Source organism: Pseudomonas sp. BF-RE-25 (assembly GCF_019956105.1).
Taxonomy (GTDB): domain Bacteria; phylum Pseudomonadota; class Gammaproteobacteria; order Pseudomonadales; family Pseudomonadaceae; genus Aquipseudomonas; species Aquipseudomonas migulae.
In genome coordinates this window covers 112,096-133,826 of record NZ_JAHBDB010000055.1, presented here as the reverse complement: position 1 = coordinate 133,826, position 21,731 = coordinate 112,096, and the positions used below count along the sequence as shown (strand labels likewise).

Below are 21,731 nucleotides of genomic sequence, written 5' to 3'. Positions count from 1 at the left end.
ATGAGGTGTCTGGGCGGGCCTCTTCGCGAGCAAGCTTCGCTCCTACAGGAAATCCGGATCACCTGTAGGAGCGAAGCTTGCTCGCGAAGGCCGCGACGCGGTCTACTCGGGAATCACCGCAATCACATCAATCTCCATCAACCACTGCGGCTGCCCCAGCGCCGATACCACCAACCCGGTCGAAATAGGAAACACGCCTTTCAACCACTTCCCGACTTCCTGATACACCGGCTCGCGATAGCGCGGATCGATCAGGTAAGTCGTGGTTTTGACGATGTGACTGAGGTCGCTGCCAGCCTCTTCCAGCAACTGCTTGACGTTGCGCATGGCTTGCTCGGTTTGCGCACGCGGGTCGCCAAGGCCCACCAGACGGCCTTCGAAATCAGTCCCGACCTGGCCGCGGACATAAACCGTATTGCCGGCGCGGACCGCCTGGCACAGGTCATTGTCCAGGCTCTGGTTCGGGTAGGTTTCCTTGGTGTTGAACATGCGAATACGGGTATGGGTTGGCGTGGACATGTGAAGCTCCTGGAAAATGGCTTAAGCGCTGACAGTTTTTTTAGGGGCGAGCGAAACAACTTCCGCCTCGCGTTGCGCCGCATCGTGGTAGTCGAGGTACGAACGCTGAATGGCGATGTGATCCGCCACGTACTTGGCGTCATGCCAAACGCCCCAGATGAACGAAGAGCCGCGACGGGACTGCCAAGGCAAACCGAGGAAATACACCCCCGGTTCGCTCGACACACCGCGTTGATGCTGCGGCTTGCCTTTGTCGTCGAAGGCATCGACCTTCAGCCAGCTGTAGTCCGTGGCAAAACCGGTGGCCCAGATGATCGAGGTCACGCCGGCCTTGGCCAGGTCCAGCTCAAGAATCGGATGGGTCACGCAGTCCGGATCGGGGAAGGTGATGCGCGCTTCCGGTTCTTGGGGCAGGTCCAGGCCATTGCGTTCGATGTAGGCGTCGGCGGCGTTGAGCAGCGCCAGATAATTTTCGTCGCCACGCGCCAGGTTCTCGGCCAGGTTCGGCTGGAAGGTCGCCACGCCGCCGTTGAACGCCTGAGTCAGGCCGACCAGTGTCATGCCGCGATGAGCGAGGCCGCGGAAGTCCACCGTACGGCCGCCATGTGCGCCGCTGACCGCGATGGTCACGTGTTCGCGACCGGGCTTCATCGCCGCTTGATCCCACTCGCCAAGCACCCCCAGCCACCAGCAGAAATCACGGTTGCGATAGGCGCGAGGCGGGCGGTCGTGGGCGCCGACGGAGAGGTAAACCTGCTTGCCGGCCCGTTGCAATTCATCGGCGATCTGCACGCCGGACGAGCCCGCGCCAACCACCAGCACTGCGCCTTCAGGCAGTTGCTGTGGGTTGCGATAATCGGCGGAGTGGATTTGCAGGAAAGGCTGATCCTGCGGTGCAATCGGTGGGATGACCGGCCGCTGGAAAGGCCCGGTGGCGGCGACAACGCGGTTGGCCTCAATCACGCCTTCAGAAGTTTCGATGGTGAAGCCCGGGCGGCCAACGTTGCGTTCAACTTTCAGCACGTCCACGCCGGTGCGGATCGGCGCGTTGAATTTCTTCGCGTAGGCTTCGAAGTAATCGGCCACGCGTTCTTTCGGTGCAAATTCGTCGGGGCTGAGGTCGTCAAAATCAAGGCCGGGAAAACGGTCGTGCCACGCCGGACCATTCGCCACCAGCGAATCCCAGCGCCCGGTGCGCCAGCGTTCGGCGATACGGTTGCGCTCCAGCACCAGGTGCGGCACGCCGAGTTTGCTCAGGTGTTCACTCATGGCCACGCCAGCCTGACCGGCACCAACAATCAGCGTATCTGTTTTTATTTTTTCAGTGGTCATCTCTATACCCTTCGAGTTGGATTTAGGTCGCGAACGGCCTGCCATTTCTTGGGCTCAAGACTAGGGATGACCCTGTTATCGGTAAAATATTATTAAGCTGGCATTTGAGTATAAATAACTGATGCAGAGCGTTTGACTCAGCGCCTGTTGAACCCTCGTGCCGAAATATGGTTGTATAGTGCAACTATTTTTCAGGGGAGGCCTGAAGTGACCACTCATCCCGCTCTGGTTGAAGAAGTCCGCTCTGCGTCGCGCACGATGGTGCGTGAGTTGGGCTTCATGCGCGCCACACTGGCGGCGACCGACTACTCACCTTCAGCCGTACACGCGCTGCTGGAGATCGAGGCACACCTGGCGCTGACCGCCGCTCAACTCGTGCAATTGCTCGATCTGGACAAGTCCAGTGTCAGCCGCATGGTGGCCAAGCTCATCAAGGCCGGCGAGCTGGTGGAAAGCGCCGACAGCGATGGTCGCGTCAAGCGTCTGCAATTGACGAAGCAGGGCCGGCGCACGGTGGCTGCGATCCATGCTTACGGACGAACGCAGGTCCAAACGGCGCTGGAGCACTTGAATCCATCACAACAACAAGCGGTCGCCCAGGGGCTGGCGGCGTATGCCCACGCCCTGAATGCACACCGTACCGGCGAAAGAAAAGCGCCGGGCAACCCCGTCGAGATCAGCGCTGGTTACCGTCCCGGTGTCGTTGGGCGTGTGACTGAAATGCATGCCGCTTTCTACGCCAGGCACTCAGGGTTCGGGCAGTTTTTCGAGAGCAAGGTCGCCAGCGGCATCGCTGAGTTCGTGGGGCGTCTGGACCAGCCCTGCAATAACCTCTGGGTGGCGACAGTGAATGATCGCATCGTCGGCTCGATCGCCATCGACGGGCAGGATCTGGGCAACAACCAGGCCCACCTGCGCTGGTTCATCCTTGATGACGGTTGCCGTGGTGGCGGGGTCGGCCGCCAGTTGCTGCGCGAGGCCGTGGAGTTCTGCGACCGGTTCGGCTTCGAGGCGATTGAGCTGGCAACGTTCAAGGGCCTGGACGCCGCGCGTCGACTTTATGAAGCCGCAGGTTTTGAGCTGACCCACGAACAGCAAGGCAGTCAGTGGGGCAGCGTGGTGACTGAACAGCAATTCACCCGCCGCAGGGGAGGCGCAAGTCACCCGGTGAAGCTGTAAACTCCCCACACTTTTTACTTCCCCGAACAAGAGAACCCCATGGCGAACCAAGACATCACCTTCACCCCTGATCCCGACGCGGATTCCATCTCCTCCGACGTGGCCGGCTTCAACGGCATCCTGGTCTCCACGCAGATCCCGACTCGCGCCGACGGCAGCCTGGAACTGGGCGACATCACCCTGCAGAGCGAATGCACGTTGCAGGCATTGAAGGTCGCACTGGAGCGCGCCGGCAGTTCCATGGACCGCGTCATGCACCTGACCATCTACCTCACCGACATGGCCGACCGCGCCGCGTTCAACGAGGTGTACAAGCGCTTCTTCGCCAAACCGTGGCCGGTGCGTGCGGCAGTGGGCGTGGCCTCGCTGGCGGTTGAAGGCATGCGTGTGGAAGTGACCGCGATGGCAGCCAAGGGCTGAGCAAAATGGTAGGAGCTGCCGGTCGACGCTCGATTGCTCGCGATGAACTCCGGCGCAACGCGTTTATTCAGAAAACCTGCGTTATCGTTGGCCTCCATCGCGAGCAGGCTCGCTCCTACAGGGAAAGTGTTGGGCATTCTCATCATATTTATGTGATTTTGGTATTAGTGCTATCCGATTAGTACTGTTTATCAATCAATAGTCTGAGGGTAAGTTGCTTCTCTGCGTTTCTCGCCGAGAGTACCCCATGACCCATCCCGTTATTCTCTATCGTGTTTCAGCCCTGGCAAAGGCAGGCACTCTGTGTTTTGCCCTGTGCACCTCTGCGGTCGCCGAAGCGGACGAGCGCAGTCCGCTGGTTATCAAGGAGCAGGGCAGCGTGATTGCCGGCGGGAGGGTTGAGACTCAGCCGGGCATCTTTGACCCGTACAAGCCTGCCCTGTCTGATGGCCAAAGCTACCATGGCGACCATGTGTATGCGTTCTACCAGGTCCCGGTTGACGCTCGCCCGTTGCCGATTGTCATGTGGCATGGCGCGGGGCAGTCTGCGAAATCCTGGGAAACGACGGCTGACGGACGCGAAGGGTTTCAGAACATCTTCTTGCGTCGCGGCTTCTCCACCTGGTTGATCGACCAGCCGCGCCGTGGCGATGCAGGGCGCAGTCTGGTTGAAACGACGATCAAACCGGTGGCGGACGAGCAGATGTGGTTCAACCAGTTCCGCATTGGCCTGTGGCCCGACACTTTCGAGGGCAGCCAATTCCCTCGGGGGCCGCAGGCGCTGGAGCAGTTCTTCCGCTCGATGACACCCAACACCGGCCCTTATGACATTGAGGTCGTATCCGATGGCGTATCCGCGCTGCTGGAAAAGACGGGGCCGGCCATTCTGTTTACCCACTCGCAAGGTGGCGGGCCCGGTTGGCTGACGGCGATCAAGAGCCGCCATGTGCGGGCTATCGTCGCATTTGAACCGGGCAGCAGCTTCGTGTTTCCCGAGGGGGAAGGTCCCGCGCCGATCCCCAGCGCGTTCGACACAGTCTCGGCACAGATCGTCTCGAAGGAGCAGTTCGAAGCGTTGACCCGTATCCCTATCCTCATCTTCTACGGCGACAACATCCCCGACAAACCGGTTCGTTTGCCTGCTCAGGACAGCTGGCGTGCCCGTCTGGAGATGGCGCGCCTGTGGCGTGATGCGGTGAATCGCCATGGCGGTGACGTAAAGCTCATTCATTTGCCGGAGATCGGGATCAAGGGCAATAGCCACTTCCCGTTTTCGGACATGAACAACATCGAGATCGCGGACCTGGTTTCGACCTTTCTCGCAGAAAAAAATCTTGATTGATTACGCGCGCGGCAATGGCTGCCGTGCACCTTGGAAACAGGAATTGGCAGGAATATTCATATGACGCGAACCACGATAAAGGCCACATTCCTGGCCGCCATGATCGGGATGTCCGGAGCCGAAGTCGAGGCAGGGGACTACAAGCAGAATCCATTCACATTGACCTACGGTGGCGCGCTGACGAAGAACGAGCCCGGCAAGGTCAACATCCATCCGGTCACCTACAAACTCAATGGCCTGGACATTGCCGCCAACGTTTACACCCCCGCGAACTATGACTCGGCGAAGAAGTACCCGGTTGTTGTCGTGGCACACCCCAATGGCGGGGTGAAGGAGCAAGTCGCAGGCCTGTATGCACAGCGTCTGGCAGATCAGGGCTACATCACGATCACTGCGGATGCGGCGTATCAGGGAGGCAGTGGCGGTCAGCCGCGCAACGTCGACAAACCGGCGAACCGCGTTGAAGACATCCATGGCATGGCGGATTTTATCGCTGGCTATCCGGGCGCCGACGGCTCGCGTTTGGGCTTGCTCGGTATCTGCGGCGGTGGCGGCTATTCATTGAAGGCGGCGCAAACCGACAAGCGCTTCCAGTCCATCGCAACGGTGAGCATGTTCAATTCCGGACTGGTACGGCGCAATGGCTACAGGGATTCGCAGCTGTCCACCGTTCAGGAGCGTTTACGGCAGGCTTCGGCTGCCCGTGCCCAGGAAGCGGCAGGCGGAGAAATTCTCTACACCGGCGATGCCAAACTCACCGACGAGCAGATCGCCAAGCTGCCATTTGATTTGTATCGGCAGGGTTTTGAGTACTACGGCAAGACTCATGCTCACCCCAACTCGACCTTCAGATACACCCTGAGCAGCCTGCTGGACCTGATGAGCTTCGATGCGACGGATCAGATCGAACTCATCGACAAGCCGTTGCTGATGATCGCGGGCAGCAAGGCGGACAGCCTGTATATGTCGGAGCAAGCCTTTGCCAAGGCCACCGGTACTCAGGACAAGAAGCTGTTCACGATTGATGGCGCAACACATATCGAAACCTATTGGGTGCCTGAGTATGTGGACGTCGCCATTGCGCAGTTGAACGCGTTTTACGCCAGAACGCTCTGACTTGGGGGGCATTATGAAAAACACTCTTTTGGGTATCGCAGTTTGCGTCGCAGCGCCCTTCGCCAGCGCTGCGGGTGCTGAAAATGCCGGTGAGTCCCGGTCCGTTCAGCAGATCAGTCGCGCAGGCTCCCAATCTTCCACAGCGGGACCGGCGGATTATTTTACCGGGCAAGTGCGCGTCGACCCCTTGTTCCCCGTCACGAATGAAATCAATGCGTCCAGCGCCTACGTGACCTTCGAGCCGGGGGCGCGTTCGGCCTGGCACACCCATCCCGCAGGCCAGCGATTGGTGGTGGTTTCCGGTGTGGGTTTGACCCAGGAGTGGGGCAAGCCTGTGCAGGAAATCCTCCCCGGCGACGTGATCGTCTGCCCGCCGGGCGTCAAGCATTGGCACGGCGCCGCACCGTCAAGTGCCATGACCCACCTGGCGGTGACCGGTGCTGTGAATGGCAAAAGTGTGGATTGGCTGGAGAAAGTCACCGACGATCAATACCGCGCCTACGAACCCGTGACGCCGACATCAATGTCCACCGAAAATCTCGCTTCCGAGGTGCTGTCCGCGAGGCAGCAAGCCATCCCGCTGATTGCTGCCCACATGGCCAGCAGCAACATGCCGGGGCTGAATGCTGCATTGAATCAGGGGCTGGACGCGGGCCTGACCGTCAGCGAGGCGAAGGAAATACTGGTGCAACTCTACGCTTACACCGGTTTTCCACGCAGTCTCAACGCACTTGGCGAGCTGATGAGGGTTGTGGAGGCGCGCAAGAAAAACGGCATCCAGGACGATCCGGGGCGTGGGCCCGGTCGCGTCATTCCTACCGGTGGTGAACTGCTGTCGGTGGGCAAGGCCAATCAGACCCGTATTGCCGGTGCGCCTGTTCAGGGCCCGCTGTTCGACTTCGCCCCTGTCATCAACCAGTACCTGCAGGCGCATTTGTTCGGCGATATTTTCGAGCGCGACAACCTGGACTGGCAAAGTCGTGAGTTGGCCACGGTCGCAGCGTTGGCCGTCACTCCCGGTGTGGAGTCACAGCTGCGTTCGCACATGGCCGCGAGCCTGCGGGTCGGCCTGAGCGTTTCGCAATTGCGTCAATTGGTCCGACTGCTGGCTGAGCATGGTCATGCGGATGCGGCCAAACGTGCCGACGCGGCGCTGAATGCTGCCCAGGCAAATCAGCCCAAATAGCGCAGGGCTTCGCGCAGCAGTGCGAAGGCGGGCGAGCTCTGGCGTCGGCTCGGGTAGTAGAGGTGGTACCCCGAGAACGGCTCGCACCAGTCCGCGAGCACGCGAATCAACCGGCCTTGCGCAACATGCTCCTGCACCAGGTCTTCGGGCATATAGGCCAGCCCCAACCCCTGAAGGGCGGCCTCCATGCGCATGGCGATGTTGTTGAACACCATTTGGCCTTCGACGCGTACGTTCAGTTCTTGCCCATCCTTCTCGAACTCCCAGAGAAAGAGGCCGCCGTAGGTGGGCATGCGCAGCGTAATGCAGTTGTGCTGCATGAGGTCGCTTGGGATGTCTGGCTTTGAATGCCGGGCGAAATACGCCGGGGAGCCGACAACCGCCATGCGCATGTCGGGACCGATGCGCATGGCGATCATGTCTTTGGCGACCTGTTCACCCAGCCGAACACCAGCGTCGAAGCCTTCCGCCACAATGTCAGTCAGGCCGTAGTCGACGATGATTTCGATATTGAGATCGGGATTGTCGGGCAGCAGCTTCGCGAGTACCGGTTGCAGGACCGTAATCGCGGAATGCTCGCCGGCCGTGATACGCAGTTTGCCTGCGGGCTTGTCGCGGAATTCGCTGAGCAATGCCAGCTCGATGTCGATCTCTTCGAACCTTGGGGCGATCACTTTCAGCAGATGTTCGCCCGCTTCCGTGGGGGATACGCTGCGCGTGGTTCGAGACAGTAATCTGACGCCCAGTCGCTCCTCCAGTTGGCGCATGGCCCGGCTCAATGCGGGCTGTGACATGCCCAGCCTGGCAGCGGCGCGGGTGAAACTGCGCTCCTGCGCCACGGCCGAGAAGATCGCGAGTTGGTCGTAGCTTTCAACGGTCATTTGTACGTCCCTGGGTCACGTTTCCAAAGAGGAACGAGGAGCTTACCTTGAGGCCTGCGAAAGCGCTTTGCAGGATGTCGAAAAGACCGCGTCACGTCAGGTTGTTCAGCAACCACTCGATAAAACTGCGCGCCAACGGATTGTTCTCACTGTCCCGGTGAGTCAGCAACGCCCAGTTCGGCCCGCGAATGGTTTCCTCCACCAACGGTTGCAGCAGTCCGTTGTCACGCGCCTGTCGACTCAGCAACTGGCTGACCAGCGCAATCCCTAACCCCGTGCACGCCGCGTCCAGTAGCAACCCGGGGTCGGAAAAATTCAAGCCCTGATCCTTCTGCCCCACATCGATGCCGGCCTCGACGTCCCAATGGCTCCAGTCCATTTCCCGCTCGCCGTGCAGGGTGGTGCGCTGTTCGATGGGCACGGCCAATACGTCGGGGTGACACGCGGGATAGAGGCGGTCGGCGTGCAGCACCTTGAAGCTGCATTCGGCCTGGGAGCTGATGTCATCGCGCACCGCGAGGTCGATGGTCTGGGTGGTCATGTCCGGGACTTCATCGGTGCTGAAAATCCACAGATCGACTTCCGGATGCTGCCGGCGAAAATCCCCCAGGCGTGGCAGCAGCCAATGACGAGCGAACGTCGGCGTGGTGTTGAGCACCAGTTGATTGGGTTTCTGGTATTGCCCGAGGCGACGAATGCCGACCGACAACTGCTGCAACAACGCCTGCGTGGTGCTGAGCAGATCGTGGCCGGCATCGGTCAGGCTGACGCTGCGTCCACTGCGAAAAAACAGCGGCTGCTCAAGGTACGCCTCAAGCGTTCGAATCTGCTGGCTGATCGCCGATTGGGTCAGGTGCAGCTCGTCAGCGGCCTTGTGAAAACTGCCCAGGCGGGCAGCGGCTTCAAAGCCGCGAAGGGTGCTGAGCGGGGGCCAGTGCTTGAGCATATTGATAAGTTCCTCTAATCACTTTTCTGCAAAATCCATCGTTTGTTAGCCCGTTTTTACAGTCGTAGCATGCATGCCAAGACCGCAAAGGTCATTTTCATTGAACACAATGACTTAACTCAAGGGCGATTGTCATGCAGCAGAACGAACTTCAGAACAGCGGCTGGTTGATGCCGGCAGAATGGGTAAAGCACGCAGCGACCTGGATGGTCTGGCCACACAATCAGGCACTCTGGGAGTCGGGTTGGCGCGTCACCCTCGCCCAAGTGCAAAAGGACTTCGCCGGCGTAGCCAACGCCATCGCCCGTTTCGAACCGGTGAAAATGGTCGTTGATCCGTCGGCTGTCGCGAGTGCCAAGGCGCTTTGTGGTCCGAACATCGAGCTTATCGAATTGGCGGTAAACGACAGTTGGTGCCGCGACTCCGGCCCAAGCTTCATCTGCCACCCGCAGCAAGGGTTGGCCGGTGTGAGTTGGCGCTTCAACGCGTGGGGCGGTAAGTCGGCGCACGATCTGGATGAAGGCCTGGCGCGCCGTGCACTCAATCACCTGGGCTTGCCGTGCTTCGGCACACCGCTGAGTAACGAAGGCGGGGCGATCCATGTCGATGGCGAGGGCACGCTGATCACCACCGAGTCGGTGTTGCTCAATCCCAATCGCAACCCCGGGATGACCAAGGCTGAGATGGAGGAGATTTTCACGCGTCTGCTGGGCGTGAAGAAAACCATCTGGCTGCCGGGTGATCCGGACTACGTGACCGGCGACATGACTGACGGCCATGTCGATGGTGTCTGCGCATTCGCACGCCCCGGCGTGTTGCTGGTGGACGCGACACACGACAAACAGTCGGTGTATGCCGAAGTGGCTCGCGAGAATCGCCGTGCGCTGGAACTGGCCACCGATGCCCAAGGCCGGAAGTTCGAGCTGATCGAACTCTATGAAGCCACTGACGCAGTGGACACTGAAGCTGAAGTGTTCTGCGCCTCCTACACCAACTTCTACATCGCCAACGACGCGATCATCATGCCGGCCTACGGCATCGATGCCGACCACGCAGCGGCCGAAGTGTTGGCCCAGGCGTTCCCTGGGCGTGAAGTGGTGCCGGTGCGGATCAACCATCTGGCCCATGGCGGCGGCGGGGTACATTGCATCACCCAGCAACAGCCTGCCTGGCCAGTGAAGGGTTGATGCCATGACTCTATTGACGATTGCCACCACCCAAATGCCCTGCACCTGGGACTTGCCGCACAACCTCGACCTTGCCGAGCAGTTGGTTCGCGAGGCCGCGGCGAAGGGCGCTCAGGTCATCCTGTTGCAGGAGCTGTTTGCCACGCCGTATTTCTGCATCGAGCAAAGCCACAAACACTTGGCACTGGCCGAAGAATATCAATACAGCCGTGTACTCAAACGCTTTGCCGCCTTGGCCAAGGAGTTGGGCGTGGTGTTGCCGCTGAGCTGGTTCGAGAAGGCCGGCAATGCCTATTTCAATTCTCTGAGCGTGGCCGATGCCGACGGGCGCTTGTTGGGCGTGTATCGCAAGACCCACATCCCCAACGCCATCGGTTATCAGGAGAAGGAATACTTCAGCCCCGGCGATACCGGTTTCCGGGTCTGGGACACCGCGTTCGGGCGCCTCGGTGTGGGGATCTGCTGGGATCAGTGGTTCCCCGAGACCGCGCGTTGCCTGGCGTTGATGGGCGCTGAAGTCTTGCTGTTTCCCACCGCCATCGGTTCTGAACCTGGCTGCGCCGAGCTGGATTCTCGTGACCACTGGCAGATGACCATGCGTGGCCATGCGGCCGCGAACATCCTGCCGGTGGTGGCCGCCAATCGCGTCGGTCGAGAAGCGGCGACCACCGATCCGACCTTGCAAATGGGCTTCTATGGCTCGTCGTTCATCTGCAATCACAAGGGCAAACTGCTCGCCGAGGCCGACCGTGACAGCACCGGCGTGCTGGTGCACAGCCTGGACTTGAGCGCCATGCGCGAAGAGCGCCTGAGCTGGGGCATCTACCGCGACCGTCGCCCTGAGATGTACGGGGCGCTGTTGAGTCAGGACGGTCGTCACCTTCATGCACGCTGGAACACTCAAGGAGTTTGATATGGGCATTGCGCACACGTTGTTGCTCGGCACCTTGGGGTTGGCACTGGCCTCGTCGTCGCTGCACGCCGAAGAGAAAACCCTCAGGCTGTACAACTGGGCCGATTATTTTGCCGAGGACACGCTGGCGAAATTCACCGCTGAAACCGGGATCAAAGTGATCTATGACGTCATGGATGGCAGCGAAACGCTGGAAGCCAAGATGCTCGCCGGTGGCAGCGGTTATGACCTGATCTTCCCCGGCGACACGGTGGCCGAACGCTTGATGCGCGCCGGCAGCCTGCTGCCGCTGGACCGCAGCAAACTCACCGCGCTGGACGACATCGAGCCCGGTTTGCAGAAACTGCGCAGGCAGTATGAAACCTCGAGTCAGGCCACCGTGCCTTACACGTGGGGCACCATCGGCCTGACCTACAATGATGAGCAGATCAAACAGCGCTTGCCCGATGCTCCGGTCAACAGCCTCGATATGTTGTTCAAGCCGGAGCTGGCCGGAAAGTTTGCCGACTGCGGTATTTCGATGATCGACTCACCGGACGAAGTGCTCGCCGTGGTCCTCAATTACCTCGGTCGGGAACCGCGCAGCGCCAGGCCCGAAGACCTCGCGGCGGCGAGTGAATTGCTGATGAAATTGCGGCCACACATTCGCAAGTTCCAGTCGCAGCCAGTGACCGATCTGGTTAATGGCAACCTGTGCGTGTCGCTCGGTTACAGCGGCGACATGACCCAGGCGCAACGGACGTCAGACAGCGCCGGAAAAAGCACCCGATTCGAGTACCGCATCCCCCGTGAAGGCACCACCGTGTGGATGGACACCATGGCGATTCCGGTCGATGCGAAACATCCGGAGTACGCTTATGCGTTCATCAACTTCGTCATGCGCCCGCAGAACATGGCCGACATCAGTAACTTCACTGGCTACCCGACCTCCAATGCCAAGGCGCGGCCGAGCGTCGATGCGACAATGCGCAACAACCCGGACATCTATCTTGATGAAGCCACCTATGCGCGGCTGATTCCGGGCAAGGACATCCCACAATCCGATATGCGCGCGCGGATGCGCACCTGGACCAAGTTCAAGACGGCCACCGCGAAATGAGTTCACTTTCCAAGGATCAATACATGTCGACGCGTCGCGAGTTCATCAAGCAGGTTTCGGTCGTGGCGGGGATGGGGGCGGTTGCCTCCATCGGTTTTGGCCTGACGCCTTTGTCCGCGCACGCAGCCACCCAAGTCGGTTGGCGCATGCCGGATGAGGGTGATCGCCACGAGCGGGCCTTCATCGCTTTTGGTGCACAAGAGGCGATCTGGGAGGATTTCACCGCTGACGTGCAAGCGGCCATTGGCCTGATTGCGCGCACCATTGCCCGCCATGAACCGGTCACCGTTTTCTGTCGCGAGCACGAGCGACGTCTGGCCGAGGAGCATTGCGGCAAGAGCAACATCACCTATGTCGTCACCGAACTCGACGACATCTGGATGCGCGACATCGGCGCCAACTTCGTCATTGATGACAAGGGCGAACTTGGCGCCGTGGATTTCAACTTCAATGGCTGGGGCAACAAACAGCAGCACAGCGAAGATGCGCAGCTGGCGGCACAGGTGGCCGATGCCACGGATGCGCGTTACCTGCGCAGCGAACTGGTGGGCGAGGGCGGCGGCATCGAAGTGGATGGTCACGGCACCGGGATCATGACCGAGAGCAGCTGGATCAATAAAAATCGCAACCCGGACTGGAGCAGGGCCGAGGTCGAGCAGGAGCTGAAGGATCGACTCGGCCTGCGCAAAATCATTTGGCTGCCGGGTATCAAAGGCAAGGACATTACCGATGCGCATGTCGATTTCTACGCGCGTTTCGTCAAGCCCGGCGTGGTAATCGCCAACCTCGACAATGATCCCGAGTCATACGATTACAAGGTCACGCGGGCTCATCTGGACATTCTGAAAAATGCCACGGATGCGGATGGCCGCAAGCTGCAGGTGCATACGGTGTCGCCGCCGCTCAATCCACGAAAGAGCAGGTTCAACCGCAACAACCCGGACTTTGCAGCGGGCTATATCAACTACTTCGTGATCAACGACGCGGTGATTGCGCCGGAGTTTGGTGACAAGGCGGCAGATGCAAAAGCCTTTGATCTGTTGTCCGGGCTCTATCCGGATCGAGAAGTGGTGCAGCTCAACATCGACGCAATTTCCGCTGGTGGTGGCGGTATTCATTGTGTGACCAGTCATCAGCCGTTGGTTTAGTCTGCGATGCTCCACTGCTTGAGCCTGGTCGGGAGCTTTGTATGAAGATTGGCGTGATTTCCGATACCCATGGATTGCTCCGCCCTGAGGCCCTTGCGGCTTTGGAGGGGTGTGAACGGATCATTCATGCGGGCGACATCGGTAGCTCTGAAATCCTTGAGCAGCTGGGGGCAATCGCTCCATTGCACGTCGTGCGCGGGAACAATGATCTTGATGCTCCCTGGGCAAAGGATCTTGCAGATTGCCTGCGTTTCGACCTCAACGGGTGGGAGGCATTGCTGGTGCATGACCTCGCCGATGTCCCGGCCGTGCTTGATGCGACGGTCAAACTGGTGATCACCGGCCATTCGCACAAGCCGCGCATCGAATGGCGCGGTGAAGTGCTTTATCTCAATCCCGGCAGTGCGGGACGCAGGCGCTTCAAACTGCCGGTGACGCTGGCGTTGCTGGAGGTATTCGAGACTGCTTTAGAACCGCGCCTGGTCTCGCTGCTGGAGTGAAGTGCGCGAAGCAACAATGGCTCGTTTACGGGATTGGGTGAGGCTCGGTCTTGCGTACACCGCTGCACTGTAGGAGCCGGCTTGCTGGCGATGGACTCACAGGTGCCGCGTTTATTCTGTAGAAACGCTTAATCGTTAACGACCATCGCCGGCAAGCCGGCTCCTACAGGATTGGGGTGAGGCTGGGGCTTGCGTACACCGCTGCACTGTAGGAGCCAGCTTGCCGGCGATGGTCGTTAACGATTAAGCGTTTATCCTGTAGATACGTTTAATCGTTGACGACCATCGCCGGCAAGCCGGCTCCTACAGGGTTTAGGTGAGGCTGGGTCTTGCGTACACCGCTGCACTGTAGGAGCTGGCTTGCTGGCGATGGATTCACAGGCGTCGCGTTTATTCTGCAGAAACGCTTAATCGTTAACGACCATCGCCGGCAAGCCGGCTCCTACAGGATTTGGGGGAGGCTGGGTCTTGCGTACACCGCTGCACTGTAGGAGCCAGCTTGCTGGCGATGGACTCACAGGCGCCGCGTTTATTCTGTAGAAACGCTTAATCGTTAACGACCATCGCCGGCAAGCCAGCTCCTACAGGGTTTGGGTGAGGCCCGGTCTTGCATACACCGCTGCACTGTAGGAGCTGGCTTGCCAGCGATGGACTCACAGGCGCCGCGTTTACCCTGTAGAAACGCTTAATCGTTAACGACCATCGCCAGCAACCAGGTACGGAACGCGATCAGCGACGGCAGCCTTTCGTTGCGCGGTGGATAGGTCAGGTAGTAACTGCGCTGGCTGGCGAAGGGTTGGTCCAGGCTGATCAACTCGGCGTTGGCCAGTTCGTCGGTCACCAGGATGCGCGGCACCAGACCGATACCAATGCCCGCTCTCACGGCCTGGATCAAGTGTGAAGTGAGTTCGAAACTCGGCCCCAGCCGCATCATTCGATGGGGCAGGCCGTGGTGGCTGAACCACTCGCCCCAGACGTTGGCGTTGTTCGCGACGTTGAGCAGCGTCTGCCCGCCAATGCGTTCCGGGGTCCAGGCGTCATGGGCCTCGGCCGCTTCTGGAGAAATGATCACCATCAACTCTTCCGTGTGCAGGCGATGGCTGATCAGGCCCGGCGAGTCGGCCGTGCCGACGACGATCGCGGCATCGATGCCACTGGTTTCGAAGTCGATGGCTTCGATCCGGGAGTTGATGTGCACCAGCATGCCGGGATGGGTTTTGTAGAAGTCATGAAGACGCGGCAATAACCACTTCGAACCGAACGTGGGCAATGTGGCCAGGCGCAAGGTGCCGCTGCCTGACTGGTAAGCCAGCGCCTGCAATGTGGCGCTGCGGATGCGCCCGAGCGCGTCGCTCATTTCCCGCTGGTAAAGACGACCGACGTCGGTCAATTGCACCTGCCGACCTTCGCGACGAAACAGCGTCAGGCCCAGTTGCTGCTCCAGCGCCTGGACTTGCCGGCTGACGGCGCTTTGGGTCAGTGACAGCTCCAGCGCGGCGCGGGTATAGCTTTCATGCCGGGCGGCGGCTTCAAACGCCAGCAGCAAGGACATGGACGGGGTGAGATGGCGGTAATTCATTCGTAAAAGTCATCGATAGCGGCAGGATTATCCGTTTGTTCGGCGTCGGAACCTGCAGGATCATTGGCTTGGCCGACGACCTGAGGCTGACCTATTAATGCTCAGGCGACAAGTATTTTGATTTCCGTGATTAGACCTACAAGAGATTCTCCAGCGATGATCGCCCAGTTGCCTACCGCTGCACCCGCCGCACAGTACCCGGAATTCCTCCAGGCCTTGCGTGCCGCCGGTTTCCGCGGTCAGCTCAGTGCCGACTACGCCACCCGCACCGTGCTGGCGACCGACAACTCGATTTACCAGCGTCTGCCGCAAGCGGCGGTGTTCCCACTGGATGCAGACGACATCGTGTGCATCGCGACATTGATGGCCGAACCGCGCTTTCGCCAGATCAAGCTAACCCCGCGAGGCGGCGGCACCGGCACCAACGGCCAGTCGCTGACCGACGGCATCGTGGTTGACCTGTCGCGACACATGAACACCATCCTCGAAATCAACGTCGCCGAACGTTGGGTGCGGGTGCAGGCCGGCGTGGTCAAAGACCAGCTCAATGCCGCGCTCAAACCTCATGGATTGTTTTTCGCCCCGGAACTGTCGACGTCCAACCGGGCCACCGTTGGCGGCATGATCAACACGGACGCCAGCGGCCAGGGCAGTTGCACCTACGGCAAGACCCGCGATCATGTGCTGGAACTGCACAGCGTACTGCTCGGCGGTGAGCGCCTGCACAGCCAGCCGCTGTCCGACGCACAGCTGGAAGCGGCGTGTGCGCAGCTCGGCCGTATCGGCGAGGTGTACCGCACCGCACGGCAGATCCAGGAAACCCAGGCCGAGCTGATCGAGGCGGTGTTCCCCAAACTCAATCGCTGCCTGACCGGTTACGACCTGGCGCACCTGCGCGACGAGCAGGGGCGTTTCAACCTCAATAGCGTGCTGTGCGGTGCGGAAGGTTCGTTGAGTTACCTCGTCGAAGCCAAACTCAACGTGCTGCCGATTCCCAAGTATTCGGTGCTGGTGAACGTGCGCTACAGCAGCTTCATGGATGCGCTGCGCGATGCCAATGCATTGCTGGCGCACAAGCCGCTGTCCATCGAAACCGTGGACTCCAAAGTGTTGCTGCTGGCGATGAAAGACATCGTCTGGCACAGCGTCGCCGAGTATTTTCCGACGGATGCCGAGCGCCCGACGCTGGGTATCAACCTGGTTGAATTCAGCGGCGAAGACCTGTCGGAGGTGAACGCTCGCGTGGCGTCGTTCGTGACGCATTTGCAGGCCGATACGACGATCGAACGGCTGGGCCACACGCTGGCCGAAGGTGCTGAAGCGGTGACCCGTGTCTACACCATGCGTAAACGCTCCGTCGGGTTATTGGGCAACGTCGAAGGGGAAGTCCGCCCGCAGCCGTTTGTTGAAGACACCGCCGTACCGCCTGAGAAACTCGCCGACTACATCACCGAGTTCCGCGCATTGCTCGACAGCCATGGCCTGGCCTACGGCATGTTCGGCCACGTCGATGCCGGCGTGTTGCATGTGCGTCCGGCGCTGGACATGAAAGACCCGAAGCAGGCCGCGCTGGTCAAGCCGATTTCTGATGCCGTGGCCGAGCTGACCCGGCGTTATGGCGGGCTGTTGTGGGGCGAGCATGGCAAGGGTTTGCGCTCGGAATACGTCCCCGATTTCTTTGGCGAACTGTACCCGGCGCTGCAATCGCTCAAGGGCGCGTTCGACCCGCACAATCAGCTCAATCCCGGCAAGATCTGCACCCCGCCGGATGCGGCCCAAGGCTTGCTCAAGGTCAACGAAGTGACGCTGCGCGGTGATCTGGATCGGCAAATCGACGAGCGCGTGTGGCAGAGTTTCGGCAGCGCCGTGCACTGCAACGGCAACGGCGCTTGCTACAACTATGACCCCAACGATGCGATGTGCCCGTCGTGGAAAGCCACCCGGGAGCGCCAGCATTCGCCGAAGGGCAGGGCGTCATTGATTCGCGAGTGGTTGCGTCTGCAAGGCGCGGCCAATATTGATGTGTTGCAAGCGGCCCGGGGCAAGTTGACGTGGTTGAGCGGGTTGCCGACGCGACTGCGCAACAACCTGGCGCGCTCGCGCGGCGAGGCGGATTTCTCTCATGAAGTGTACGACGCCATGGCCGGCTGCCTGGCCTGCAAATCCTGCGCGGGACAATGCCCGGTCAAGGTCAATGTCCCGGAATTCCGCTCGCGTTTTCTCGAGCTGTATCACGGTCGCTATCAACGCCCGATGCGCGATTATCTGATCGGCTCGCTGGAGTTCACCATTCCCTACATGGCCTACGCGCCGGGCCTGTACAACGCGGTGATGGGGTCGAAATGGGTGAGTCGTTTGCTGGAGCGACACGTCGGCATGCTCGACAGTCCGCTGATCCACCGCTTCGACCTGCAGAACACGTTGACCCGCTGCAAAGTCGCTGTCGCCAGCGTGCCCGCCCTGCGCGAACTGACTGCCGCACAACGTGAGCGAAGCGTGGTGTTGGTGCAGGACGCCTTCACCCGCTACTTTGAAACACCGCTGCTGGCGAGCTATATCCAGTTGGCGCATCAGTTGGGCTACCGCGTGTTTCTGGCGCCCTACAGTGCCAACGGCAAGCCTTTGCACGTGCAGGGTTTCCTCGGTGCATTCGCCAAAGCGGCGATCCGCAACGCCAATCAGCTCAAGGCCCTGGCCGACTGTGGCGTGCCGTTGGTTGGCCTGGACCCGGCGATGACGCTGGTCTATCGCCAGGAATATCAGAAAGTGCCGGGCCTCGACGGCTGCCCGAAAGTCTTGCTGCCCCAGGAGTGGCTGGTTGATGCGTTGCCCGAAAGGTCCCGTCACGCTGATAAGACGTTCCGTTTGATGGCGCACTGCACCGAGAAGACCAACGTCCCGGCCAGCACCTCGCAATGGGAAACCGTGTTTGCCAGGCTTGGGCTGAAGCTGGTGACCGAGGCAACCGGCTGTTGCGGCATGTCGGGCACCTACGGCCATGAAGCGCGTAACCAGGAGACCTCGCGGACTATTTTCGAGCAATCATGGGCGGGCAAGCTGGACAAGGCGGGTGAAGCGCTGGCGACGGGGTATTCGTGCCGCAACCAGGTCAAGCGCCTGGCCAGCAAGCAACTGCGTCACCCGCTGGAGGTGGTGTTGGAGCATGTGCTCGTTGAGTGAAGGGGGATTGCGTCGTCCGTTGGATGGCCGGGTTACCGCTCACGTCCTCGAGTCTCGGCCAGAATGCGAGCGGCATCCCGCGCCGGCGGCAATCCGAATACGCGGGCGTAATCACGGCTGAATTGAGTGGCGCTTTCGTAGCCGACATCGAATGCCGCACTCGTGACGCTCTTCGCACTGGACACCAGCAGCGTGCGTGCCTGAAGCAATCGCACTCGCTTTTGGTACTGCAAGGGGCTCAGCGTCGTCACCGCCTTGAAGTGACGGTGAAAGGCAGACACGCTCATCGCCGCCTTCTGCGCCAGTGCCTCCACTCGAATGGGTTCGGCGAAGTACTGCCGAATCCACTGGATGGCCAGGCTGACCCGTGCCATGGCGGTATCCGGTGCCGCAATTTCACGCAGCATCCAGCCATGAGGACCTTGCAGCACACGGTACAGGATCTCCCGTTCGTAAACGGGAGCGAGCGCTGCAATCTCCTCGGGGCTTTCCATCAGTCGCAGCATGCGAACCCATGCATCCATCAATTGCGGAGTGACGGCGGCCACTGAAAATCCCGGGTCGTTCTCGTAACGTCCAACGGGTTTTGGCAGGTCGGCCAGCAGCGTCGAGAGCACCATCGGGTCAAGTGTCAGGCTGACCGCAAGATAGGGCTCGCCCGAGACCGCCGGGTGCACGCTTCCCACCGCAGGCAATTCGATGGACATCACAAAATACGTCGCCGGGTCGTAGTGCAGCGTGCGATCGCCGACGGTCATCGATTTGCTGCCCTGGAGGATCAGGTTGATCATCGGATCGTAGACGGCAGCGAGCATGTGTTCGGGAATTTCGCCCTGGACCATGGCCACGCGCGGGATACCCGTTTCAGTGCGGCGGTTCTCGGCCTTTGACGCCAACGCCCGAAGTTCGATCAGTTGTGTGTTCATGGGCGCATGCTGATCTGTGGGGCACACGGGCGCAAGTAAAAAGCAGAAACAGGCAGGAATCGGGCAGGAACGGCTGCGTGCTCGACGTGGGTCATGGTTACTGTGGTCGCTCATCTCATCGACAGCGGAGCATCACATGGGCGTTATGGTCATCACCGGAGGCAGCCGTGGCATCGGCGCCAGCACCGCCGAACAGTGTGCGCGGCAGGGCATGGGCGTCATCCTCACCTATAAGACTAATGGGCAGGCCGCACAGTCTGTTGCAAGTCGCATCGAGCTGGCGGGTGGCAAGGCGGTGGCGCTGGAACTGGATGTCGCCGATGTCAGTAGCTTTGGGACATTTCGTACTGCCGTCGTGCAGGCATTGCAGGTGACCTGGGGCGTGAGCACCCTGAGTGGTCTGGTCAACAACGCGGGCCACGGCTTGTTCAATCCGCTTGAATCGGTCACTGAATCACAGTTCGACAGTTTGCTGAACGTCCACCTCAAGGGCCCGTTCTTCCTCACCCAAGCCTTGCTCCCATTGATGGAGGAGGGCGCCGGCATCGTCAATCTGACCAGTGCGACCACCCGTGTGGCGACGGCGGGCGTTGCACCTTACGCCGCCTTCAAGGGTGGGCTGGACGTGCTCACCCGGTACATGGCCAAGGAATTCGGCGCCCGCCGCATTCGGGCCAATGCCGTCTCGCCCGGGGCGATCCGAACCGAGTTGGGTGGTGGCTTGAATGACGAGTTCGAGGCGTTGCTGGCCTCGCAAACGGCGCTTGGCCGGGTGGGCGAACCGCAAGACGTGGCGCGGGTGATCGCCATGCTCCTGTCGGAGGAAGGGCGCTGGATCAATGCCCAGACTATCGAAGTCGCCGGCGGTTACATCATCTGAACAGGGGGACTGATACATGCTTGATCACATCTTCATTTCCGTCACTGATATCGAGCGCTCGATCCGGTTCTACGACGCCGCACTCATGCCGCTTGGTATTACTGCGCGGCTCGATTTCGACGGCAAGGACGGTCCGCCAGGCCATCCGGACCTCAAGGGTTTCGGCGCCAACGGACGGATGTTTTTCTGGTTGCGCGAGGGTGTCGTCGAAGGGCGGGCGGTGCACGTGGGGTTCGTGGCGAGCAGCAAAGCCGAGGTCGACGCAGCTTATGCCGCCGCCATGAAGCATGGCGCAATCGACAATGGCGCACCCGGCGCACGCCTGCATTACGACCCGAACTATTACGCGGCCAACGTCCTTGATCCGGACGGTTACAGCCTCGAATTTGTCTACAAGAACTGGCAGCACACTCAATGAAAAAATTAATGATCTACGGCGCGACCGGTTATACCGGACACATGGCTGCCGAGCATGCCAAGGCGCTGGGGCTGGACGTTGTGATCGCTGGGCGAAATGCCGACAGGTTGATGCCGCTCGCTGCGCAACTGGACGTTACTTACCGGGTCTTTGCGCCCGACATGCTGACAGTGCAATCCCTGGAAGGTATTGGCGTTCTGCTGAATTTCGCCGGGCCTTTTGCACAGACAGCGGGGCCATTGATGCTGGCCTGTATCGAGGCAGGGGTCGACTATCTGGATATCACGGCCGAGATCAATGTCTATCGGCTGGCGGAACGGCTTGGCGCGCAAGCTGCCGAGGCGGACGTGATGCTGTTGCCCGGAGTGGGTTGGGACGTGGTGCCGACAGACTGCCTGGCGATGCATGTCGCTCGCCGTGTGCAGGGTCCGCAGTCACTGCGGGTGGCGCTTCAGGTCGCAGGCTCCATGTCACGCGGATCAGCCTTGAGTGTCAGCGAGATCATGGGCGCGGGCCTTTTGGCGCGTGTCGGCGGTGAACTGGTTTCGACCCCCGATGCACAACCGGAACACTTCGACTTCGGCGATGGCCCGGTGCTGTGTGCGCCGCTGTCGTTCGGCGATCTGGTTACCGGGTGGCACTCCACCGGCATCCCCGATATCGCCATGTTCGTGCACATCACGGGTGATGCTTTCCCCGAAGGCGATCTGTCTCAACTTCCCGACGGCCCGAGTGCACAGCAGCGTGAAGCTCATCGAGCCCGGGCAGTCGCCGAAGTCACCGGTGCGGATGGCAGCGTTGCACGTTCGGTCATAGAGACCGTCAACGGATACACCTACACGCCGTTGGCGGCGGTGGAGGTTGCGCGTCGGGTATTGAATAACGAACGGCGACCGGGCTTCGAAACGCCGGCACGACTGCTCGGGATGGGCTTCGCACAGACGATCGCCGGGACGACGATCAGTGATTGTTAGAATCGC

General features: G+C 60.4%; 20 protein-coding genes. 14 read left to right on the top strand and 6 right to left on the bottom strand.

Annotation, left to right across the window (positions count from 1 at the left end; translation table 11 throughout):
* Nucleotides 1–102: 102 nt before the first annotated feature.
* Together KGB24_RS22790 and KGB24_RS22785 are read right to left on the bottom strand one after the other, a co-directional pair.
* Entirely contained in the window at nt 103–519 is a 417-nt protein-coding gene (locus tag KGB24_RS22790; protein ID WP_008038953.1) for a RidA family protein, read from the bottom strand.
* Between the two features lie 21 nt (nt 520–540).
* On the bottom strand, nt 541–1,851 hold the full coding sequence (locus tag KGB24_RS22785) for a flavin-containing monooxygenase (protein WP_032832474.1): 1,311 nt from the start codon (nt 1,849–1,851) through the stop codon (nt 541–543).
* Nucleotides 1,852–2,058: 207 nt separating this feature from the next.
* Between KGB24_RS22785 and KGB24_RS22780 the strand changes: the two genes are divergently transcribed.
* From KGB24_RS22780 to KGB24_RS22760, 5 genes are all read left to right on the top strand, one after another.
* Nucleotides 2,059–3,030, top strand: a complete 972-nt coding sequence (locus KGB24_RS22780) for a GNAT family N-acetyltransferase (RefSeq protein WP_223415522.1) — start codon at nt 2,059–2,061, stop codon at nt 3,028–3,030.
* A gap of 39 nt (nt 3,031–3,069) precedes the next feature.
* The gene (locus KGB24_RS22775; RefSeq protein ID WP_008027160.1) at nt 3,070–3,450 is read left to right on the top strand and encodes a RidA family protein; all 381 of its coding nucleotides are present in this window, start codon (nt 3,070–3,072) and stop codon (nt 3,448–3,450) included.
* A gap of 247 nt (nt 3,451–3,697) precedes the next feature.
* Nucleotides 3,698–4,792, top strand: coding sequence for an alpha/beta hydrolase (locus KGB24_RS22770; RefSeq protein WP_223415531.1), 1,095 nt, complete (start codon nt 3,698–3,700; stop codon nt 4,790–4,792).
* A 60-nt stretch (nt 4,793–4,852) separates the two neighbouring features.
* Complete coding sequence (locus KGB24_RS22765; protein WP_223415523.1) at nt 4,853–5,908, top strand: alpha/beta hydrolase; 1,056 nt, start codon at nt 4,853–4,855, stop codon at nt 5,906–5,908.
* 13 nt (nt 5,909–5,921) lie between these two features.
* A complete protein-coding gene (locus KGB24_RS22760; RefSeq protein WP_223415524.1) occupies nt 5,922–7,094 on the top strand; it encodes a cupin domain-containing carboxymuconolactone decarboxylase family protein in 1,173 nt (390 codons plus the stop codon).
* On the opposite strand, the gene KGB24_RS22755 is transcribed toward KGB24_RS22760, so the two are convergent.
* Together KGB24_RS22755 and KGB24_RS22750 are read right to left on the bottom strand one after the other, a co-directional pair.
* Entirely contained in the window at nt 7,082–7,975 is an 894-nt protein-coding gene (locus KGB24_RS22755; protein ID WP_192228278.1) for a LysR family transcriptional regulator, read from the bottom strand. The genes KGB24_RS22760 and KGB24_RS22755 overlap by 13 nt on opposite strands.
* A gap of 91 nt (nt 7,976–8,066) precedes the next feature.
* Complete coding sequence (locus tag KGB24_RS22750; RefSeq protein ID WP_223415525.1) at nt 8,067–8,921, bottom strand: LysR substrate-binding domain-containing protein; 855 nt, start codon at nt 8,919–8,921, stop codon at nt 8,067–8,069.
* A gap of 134 nt (nt 8,922–9,055) precedes the next feature.
* On the opposite strand from KGB24_RS22750, the gene KGB24_RS22745 reads away from it, so the two are divergent.
* Genes KGB24_RS22745 through KGB24_RS22725 form a run of 5 tightly spaced genes read left to right on the top strand, consistent with a single transcriptional unit; the run spans nt 9,056 to nt 13,768 of the window.
* Nucleotides 9,056–10,108 (top strand): agmatine/peptidylarginine deiminase, encoded by a 1,053-nt coding sequence (locus KGB24_RS22745; RefSeq protein ID WP_223415526.1) that lies wholly within the window; start codon nt 9,056–9,058, stop codon nt 10,106–10,108.
* A gap of 4 nt (nt 10,109–10,112) precedes the next feature.
* Nucleotides 10,113–11,021, top strand: coding sequence for an N-carbamoylputrescine amidase (gene aguB / locus KGB24_RS22740; RefSeq protein WP_223415527.1), 909 nt, complete (start codon nt 10,113–10,115; stop codon nt 11,019–11,021).
* Between the two features lies 1 nt (nt 11,022).
* The gene (locus KGB24_RS22735) at nt 11,023–12,120 is read left to right on the top strand and encodes an extracellular solute-binding protein (RefSeq protein WP_192415795.1); all 1,098 of its coding nucleotides are present in this window, start codon (nt 11,023–11,025) and stop codon (nt 12,118–12,120) included.
* 23 nt (nt 12,121–12,143) lie between these two features.
* A complete protein-coding gene (locus tag KGB24_RS22730) occupies nt 12,144–13,268 on the top strand; it encodes an agmatine/peptidylarginine deiminase (RefSeq protein WP_223415528.1) in 1,125 nt (374 codons plus the stop codon).
* Between the two features lie 41 nt (nt 13,269–13,309).
* On the top strand, nt 13,310–13,768 hold the full coding sequence (locus tag KGB24_RS22725) for a metallophosphoesterase family protein (RefSeq protein ID WP_223415529.1): 459 nt from the start codon (nt 13,310–13,312) through the stop codon (nt 13,766–13,768).
* Nucleotides 13,769–14,453: 685 nt separating this feature from the next.
* On the opposite strand, the gene KGB24_RS22720 is transcribed toward KGB24_RS22725, so the two are convergent.
* Entirely contained in the window at nt 14,454–15,347 is an 894-nt protein-coding gene (locus tag KGB24_RS22720; protein ID WP_223416260.1) for a LysR substrate-binding domain-containing protein, read from the bottom strand.
* A gap of 156 nt (nt 15,348–15,503) precedes the next feature.
* On the opposite strand from KGB24_RS22720, the gene KGB24_RS22715 reads away from it, so the two are divergent.
* A complete protein-coding gene (locus KGB24_RS22715) occupies nt 15,504–18,527 on the top strand; it encodes an FAD-binding and (Fe-S)-binding domain-containing protein (RefSeq protein WP_223416261.1) in 3,024 nt (1,007 codons plus the stop codon).
* A gap of 32 nt (nt 18,528–18,559) precedes the next feature.
* Here KGB24_RS22715 and KGB24_RS22710 read toward each other — a convergent pair whose 3' ends face one another.
* A complete protein-coding gene (locus tag KGB24_RS22710; protein WP_223416262.1) occupies nt 18,560–19,453 on the bottom strand; it encodes an AraC family transcriptional regulator in 894 nt (297 codons plus the stop codon).
* 136 nt (nt 19,454–19,589) lie between these two features.
* Here KGB24_RS22710 and KGB24_RS22705 point away from each other — a divergent pair, with 136 nt between their 5' ends.
* From KGB24_RS22705 to KGB24_RS22695, 3 genes are read left to right on the top strand one after another with little or no spacing between them, the layout of a single operon-like run.
* On the top strand, nt 19,590–20,333 hold the full coding sequence (locus KGB24_RS22705) for an SDR family NAD(P)-dependent oxidoreductase (protein WP_223416263.1): 744 nt from the start codon (nt 19,590–19,592) through the stop codon (nt 20,331–20,333).
* 16 nt (nt 20,334–20,349) lie between these two features.
* Entirely contained in the window at nt 20,350–20,751 is a 402-nt protein-coding gene (locus KGB24_RS22700) for a VOC family protein (RefSeq protein ID WP_223416264.1), read from the top strand.
* Nucleotides 20,748–21,725 carry a saccharopine dehydrogenase family protein gene (locus KGB24_RS22695; RefSeq protein WP_223416265.1) on the top strand — a complete coding sequence of 326 codons (978 nt, stop codon included), beginning with the start codon at nt 20,748–20,750 and terminating at the stop codon, nt 21,723–21,725. Before KGB24_RS22700 ends, KGB24_RS22695 begins: the two co-directional genes overlap by 4 nt.
* Nucleotides 21,726–21,731: the final 6 nt, after the last annotated feature.

Excerpts from the sequence above, each read along its gene's own strand:
- KGB24_RS22745 (WP_223415526.1), top strand. The coding sequence starts at position 9,056 with ATGCAGCAGAACGAACTTCAGAACAGCGGCTGGTTGATGCCGGCAGAA.
- KGB24_RS22700 (WP_223416264.1), top strand. The coding sequence starts at position 20,350 with ATGCTTGATCACATCTTCATTTCCGTCACTGATATCGAGCGCTCGATC.
- aguB (WP_223415527.1), top strand. The coding sequence starts at position 10,113 with ATGACTCTATTGACGATTGCCACCACCCAAATGCCCTGCACCTGGGAC.
- KGB24_RS22730 (WP_223415528.1), top strand. The coding sequence starts at position 12,144 with ATGTCGACGCGTCGCGAGTTCATCAAGCAGGTTTCGGTCGTGGCGGGG.
- KGB24_RS22760 (WP_223415524.1), top strand. The coding sequence starts at position 5,922 with ATGAAAAACACTCTTTTGGGTATCGCAGTTTGCGTCGCAGCGCCCTTC.
- KGB24_RS22705 (WP_223416263.1), top strand. The coding sequence starts at position 19,590 with ATGGGCGTTATGGTCATCACCGGAGGCAGCCGTGGCATCGGCGCCAGC.
- KGB24_RS22720 (WP_223416260.1), bottom strand. The coding sequence starts at position 15,347 with ATGAATTACCGCCATCTCACCCCGTCCATGTCCTTGCTGCTGGCGTTT.
- KGB24_RS22755 (WP_192228278.1), bottom strand. The coding sequence starts at position 7,975 with ATGACCGTTGAAAGCTACGACCAACTCGCGATCTTCTCGGCCGTGGCG.
- KGB24_RS22735 (WP_192415795.1), top strand. The coding sequence starts at position 11,023 with ATGGGCATTGCGCACACGTTGTTGCTCGGCACCTTGGGGTTGGCACTG.
- KGB24_RS22710 (WP_223416262.1), bottom strand. The coding sequence starts at position 19,453 with ATGAACACACAACTGATCGAACTTCGGGCGTTGGCGTCAAAGGCCGAG.
- KGB24_RS22715 (WP_223416261.1), top strand. The coding sequence starts at position 15,504 with ATGATCGCCCAGTTGCCTACCGCTGCACCCGCCGCACAGTACCCGGAA.
- KGB24_RS22695 (WP_223416265.1), top strand. The coding sequence starts at position 20,748 with ATGAAAAAATTAATGATCTACGGCGCGACCGGTTATACCGGACACATG.
- KGB24_RS22790 (WP_008038953.1), bottom strand. The coding sequence starts at position 519 with ATGTCCACGCCAACCCATACCCGTATTCGCATGTTCAACACCAAGGAA.
- KGB24_RS22770 (WP_223415531.1), top strand. The coding sequence starts at position 3,698 with ATGACCCATCCCGTTATTCTCTATCGTGTTTCAGCCCTGGCAAAGGCA.
- KGB24_RS22775 (WP_008027160.1), top strand. The coding sequence starts at position 3,070 with ATGGCGAACCAAGACATCACCTTCACCCCTGATCCCGACGCGGATTCC.
- KGB24_RS22785 (WP_032832474.1), bottom strand. The coding sequence starts at position 1,851 with ATGACCACTGAAAAAATAAAAACAGATACGCTGATTGTTGGTGCCGGT.
- KGB24_RS22765 (WP_223415523.1), top strand. The coding sequence starts at position 4,853 with ATGACGCGAACCACGATAAAGGCCACATTCCTGGCCGCCATGATCGGG.
- KGB24_RS22750 (WP_223415525.1), bottom strand. The coding sequence starts at position 8,921 with ATGCTCAAGCACTGGCCCCCGCTCAGCACCCTTCGCGGCTTTGAAGCC.
- KGB24_RS22725 (WP_223415529.1), top strand. The coding sequence starts at position 13,310 with ATGAAGATTGGCGTGATTTCCGATACCCATGGATTGCTCCGCCCTGAG.